This window comes from Agathobaculum sp., from assembly GCF_022775115.1.
In the GTDB taxonomy this organism is placed as follows: Bacteria; Bacillota; Clostridia; order Oscillospirales; family Butyricicoccaceae; genus Agathobaculum.
The window spans coordinates 1-4,230 of record NZ_JALFLA010000029.1; the positions used below are offsets into that span (position 1 = coordinate 1).

Consider the following 4,230-nt stretch of genomic DNA (forward strand, 5'->3'; position numbering starts at 1 on the left):
CGCCGCATCGGCACGCTGGGGCTGCGGGCGTATGCGTGGGAGAGCATCTTCCCCGTGCGGCGCTACCCCTTCATGCCGCCCGAGGCATCGGCCAACGGCTGGGACTATGTGGCGTTCTTTCGGCGCGGGCGGGAGCGCAAGCTTCCCTTCCGCCTGATCGTGCTGGACGGCGGCGGCGCGTGCCGTCTCAACACGCCGGTGACGGTCGACACGCTGGATATCGCGGTGCGGCGGAACGGCGATATCGCATACAGCATCACCTGCACCGAGTACCGCTTTGTCGTATAGGGGGCGTGGAATGGCTTACGACTATGTGGACGATCACCGGCTGCTGCGTATCCGCGATGGGCAGACGCGCGATATCACCGCGTTTGCGGGCGATATGCAGGCCGTGGACGAGCTGGGCGCGCTGTCGGTCGAGCTGAGCTTTACCGTGCTGACCGCGCCGTGGGACAAGTATGTGGAGCGGCGCATCGTGCAGCCGGGCGACCGGCTGCGCCTTGTCAACCACGGGGCGACTGTGTTCGCCGGGCAGGTCGAGCGGGTGGGACTGGACGGCGGCGTGACCGCCTACGACTACGGCTGGTACCTCAATAAGTCGCAGCTGGTGCTGCAGATCACTGGCATGGCGGCGGATGCGGCTATCCGTCAGGTGTGCGGCAAGGCGGGTGTGGCGGTGTCCGCGCTCTGTCCGCTGCCCGCCAAGCTGACGCAGCTGTGGACGGGCGACACGCCCGCCGACATCCTCAGCGACATATTGGAGGCGTGCGCGGCTGAAACCGGCAAAACCTACCAATATTATGTGCGCGAGGACGGCCTTGTGGTGCATCCGCTGCCCGAGACGGCCATCCGTGCATGGCACAAGCCGGCGGCCAACCTGGCCGCGTTCGACATCACTTGGGCGCTCGGCAAGGTGACAGGCGAGGACAGCATCGCCGACCTGCGCAACGCGGTAGTAATCGCGGCCGAGGCCGACGAGCGCGCCTACACCGGCGCACAGGCCAGCAACGCGGCGAGCATCGGGCGGTACGGCCTGCTGCAGCACGTTGAGGTGGTGCAGTCCAACCCCGGCACGCGGGGCTTGGAGCAGCTGGCGCGCCGCCTGCTCGCGCAGCTTGACCGCGTGGGGCACACCCGCACGGTCGAGGAGCTGTGGGGCTGCGACGAGGTGCGCAGCGGCGTGGTACTCGATTTTAACAGCCCGGCCTTTGGGCTTGTTGGCCGCCACCGCGTGCAGAGCGTCACCCACCACTACGGCGGGGCGGGGCATACGATGGCGCTCGAGCTGACGGCGCTGGACGAGCCGCGCGCGGCGGACGAGGCCGATACGGTGCACGTCCCCGGCCTGCCGGCCAGCATCCCCGCCGGGGACGGCGTGACGACCGGCGGCACAGGCGGCGCGGCGGCGTTTGTCAGCACGGCGGCGGGCGAGGTGGGATACCGCGAGGGCGCGGGCAACCAGACCAAGTACGGCGCGTGGGCGGGCAACAACGGCGCGGCGTGGTGCGTGTATTTCATCGGCTGGTGCGCCGCGCAGGCGGGCGCGCCCATCCCGACCGGATACGGCTATGTGGGCGATATGGCCGCTTACTTCCAGCGGCGCGGCCAGTACCATACGGTGGCGAGCGGGTACATCCCCAAGGCGGGCGACCTGATGATACAGGGCACACGGCACATCGGCATCGTGCGCAGCGCGACGCGCGCGAGCGTGCAGACGATCGAAGGCAACTACGCGGATTCAGTCGCCGCGGTGACGCGGTATTACAGCGAGATAACCGGCTTTTGTACACCGTGGGGGTGAGTGAGCATGTATGAATATGCACTGGCGCGGCGGCTCAAGGCGCTGGGCAGCGCGAGGAGCGCGCCTGCGTGGCACTTAGCCGCGTGCGTGAGCACCGACCCGCTGACCTTTACCGCGCTGGACGGCAACGCGCGCTTTGTGCGCGGCGAGGGCCTGACTCTGACGGCGCTCGCCGCCGCGCGGGAGTGGCGCACGGGCGATAAGGCGGCGGCGCTGCTGTCCGGTACGGGCTTGCTCGTGCTCGACAGGGTGCAGGCATAACAAAAGCCGCCCGGAGGGCGGCAGGATTTGACACAGAACGGGCTTTTTGTATGCACGAGAGGAGGTGCAGCAGGTGGCAGAGACGATATTTCCCCTCTCCCCAGCCGATATACCTGCGCAGGCGGCGGACGAGATCGGCCGCGCACCGCGGTTTGTCTGGGACGCGAGCGGGCGCGGCGGCGCGTTTGCGCTGACCGATGGCGCGCCGGAGGAGCGCACGGGACGCGAGGCCGTGCGGCAGTGGTTTGCGCTGATGCTGCGGCAGTCGCCGGGCGCGGTGCCGGTCTACCGCATGGAGGGCGGAAGCCAGCCCGGCATAGACCGTACACTGCTGGGACGGCACATGCCGCAGGGCTGGGTGCAGGCCGAGATCGAGCGGCAGGTGCGCGAGACGGCGGCCTTCTGCCCTGCCGTGCGGTCGGTGGACAGCTTTGTATTTACGCGGCTGCGGCGCGGCCTGCAGGTAGCCTTTACCGCGCGGCTGCACGGCGCGGAGGATTTGGAGGTGACGGTCGATGTCGACAGCGCATGAGATATTGCGGCAGCTGTTGGGCGCGCTGCCGGACAGCTACCAGCGCACGGTAGGCTTTGCGGCCTACGACCTGCTGGCGGCGGTCGCCCTGCGGATGGAGGGCACGGACGCGGCGCTCGACACGATGCGGGCGCGGCTCGACCCCGAGCGCCTGACCGGCAACGACCTTGACCGCTACATCTATCCCCGCGCGGGGCTTGACCGGCGGCAGGCTACCTATGCGCACGGCGTGGTGTCTGTGACCGGCACGGGCACGGTGCGCGAGGGCGACCTGTTTGAATCGGGCGGCGGCGTGGTGTACTACGCGACGCAGACCGTCGCGGTAGCCGGCGCGGGCGAAGTGCCCGTCACCTGCCGGATGGACGGCGCGGCGGGCAACCTGCCCGCCCATGCCGTGACGCGGATGCCCGTCACGATACAGGGTATCTCGTCCTGCGATAACCCCGCACCCATGACCGGCGGCTATGACGAGGAGGACGACGCAGCCTACTACGCGCGCTACCTGCTCAAGCTGCGCACCCCGGCGACCTCGGGCAATGTCTACCACTACCAGAGCTGGGCGCTTGAGGTGCCGGGTGTGGGCGCGGTGCGGGTGTTCCCGCTGGGACATGGCGCGAACACGGTGGACGTGGTACTGGTGGACAGCGACGGCCAGCCCGCGGGCGCTGACCTTGTGCGCGAGGTGCAGGACTACATCGACCCCGGCAGCGGCGGCAAGGGCGAGGGGCAGGCGCCGATCGGCGCGCAGTGCTATGTGAGCGCGGCGCGGGCAAAGCCCATTACCATCAGCTGCACGGTGTCCAAATCGAACACCGCGACCGCGGAGGACGTGACGGCGGGCATCCGGCAGGCGGTGACGGACTATCTGGCGGGCATCGTATTCCGCCAGAGCTATGTCAGTGCTGCGCGCATCGGCAATCACATGCTGGACGTGCCGGGCGTATTGGATATCGAGCATCTGCTCGTGTGCGGCGGCACGGGCAATGTGGCGCTGGGCACGCGGGACGCGCCGGTGCTGGGGGAGGTCACGATAGACTATGGCGCATGAGTTTGACAACATGCTGCGCAGCCTGCCGGCGGCCTACCGCACGGATGCATGGGTGGGCGCGCTGCTGGGCGCGGTCGCGCTGTTGGACGACGGCCAGCGCGCGGCGGCAGAGGATATCGCGGCGCAGTTGCCTGGCAACGCTATGACGTGGGTGCTCGATATCGAGGAGCGCATCTGCGGCATCACCCCCGCACCGGGCGCGACTATGGAGGAGCGGCGGCGCGTCGTACAGTCCCGCTGGCGCAGCGCAACAGGCAAGTGTGACGTTAATCTCATCCAGCGCGTGTGCGACAGCTGGCGGGACGGTGAGATCGAGGTGGACTTTGCCGAGGGCGTGATCGTACTGCGGTTTGTCGGCGCGTATGGCGTGCCGGACGAGCGGGCGATGGCCGCGCTGACCGAGGCGGTGCAGGCGGTGATACCGGCGCACCTGGCGATGGCGTACCGCTACCGCTACCTGCTGGTGCGCGAGGTGCACGGCATGGGGATAGACGCGCTGCAGGCGCATCAGATACGCGATTTTGTGTTTTAGGAGGGCTGCAATGAGTAGTCATACAGACAATCTTAAGCTATTCAAATATGACCCGG

The 4,230-nt window shown here is 68.3% G+C and carries 6 protein-coding genes; all 6 read left to right on the forward strand.

Going from position 1 to position 4,230, the window contains the following annotated elements:
- Nucleotides 1-288: hypothetical protein (locus MR935_RS03955; RefSeq protein ID WP_290571246.1), on the forward strand; the 288-nt coding region annotated here is incomplete at its 5' end.
- Between the two features lie 10 nt (nt 289-298).
- Entirely contained in the window at nt 299-1,801 is a 1,503-nt protein-coding gene (locus tag MR935_RS03960) for a CHAP domain-containing protein (protein WP_290571248.1), read from the forward strand.
- 6 nt (nt 1,802-1,807) lie between these two features.
- Complete coding sequence (locus tag MR935_RS03965) at nt 1,808-2,062, forward strand: hypothetical protein (protein ID WP_290571250.1); 255 nt, start codon at nt 1,808-1,810, stop codon at nt 2,060-2,062.
- Nucleotides 2,063-2,135: 73 nt separating this feature from the next.
- Entirely contained in the window at nt 2,136-2,594 is a 459-nt protein-coding gene (locus tag MR935_RS03970) for a DUF2634 domain-containing protein (protein WP_290571252.1), read from the forward strand.
- Nucleotides 2,578-3,642, forward strand: a complete 1,065-nt coding sequence (locus MR935_RS03975) for a baseplate J/gp47 family protein (protein ID WP_290571254.1) — start codon at nt 2,578-2,580, stop codon at nt 3,640-3,642. The genes MR935_RS03970 and MR935_RS03975 overlap by 17 nt, the downstream gene beginning before the upstream one ends.
- On the forward strand, nt 3,632-4,174 hold the full coding sequence (locus MR935_RS03980; RefSeq protein ID WP_290571256.1) for a putative phage tail protein: 543 nt from the start codon (nt 3,632-3,634) through the stop codon (nt 4,172-4,174). Before MR935_RS03975 ends, MR935_RS03980 begins: the two co-directional genes overlap by 11 nt.
- Nucleotides 4,175-4,230: the final 56 nt, after the last annotated feature.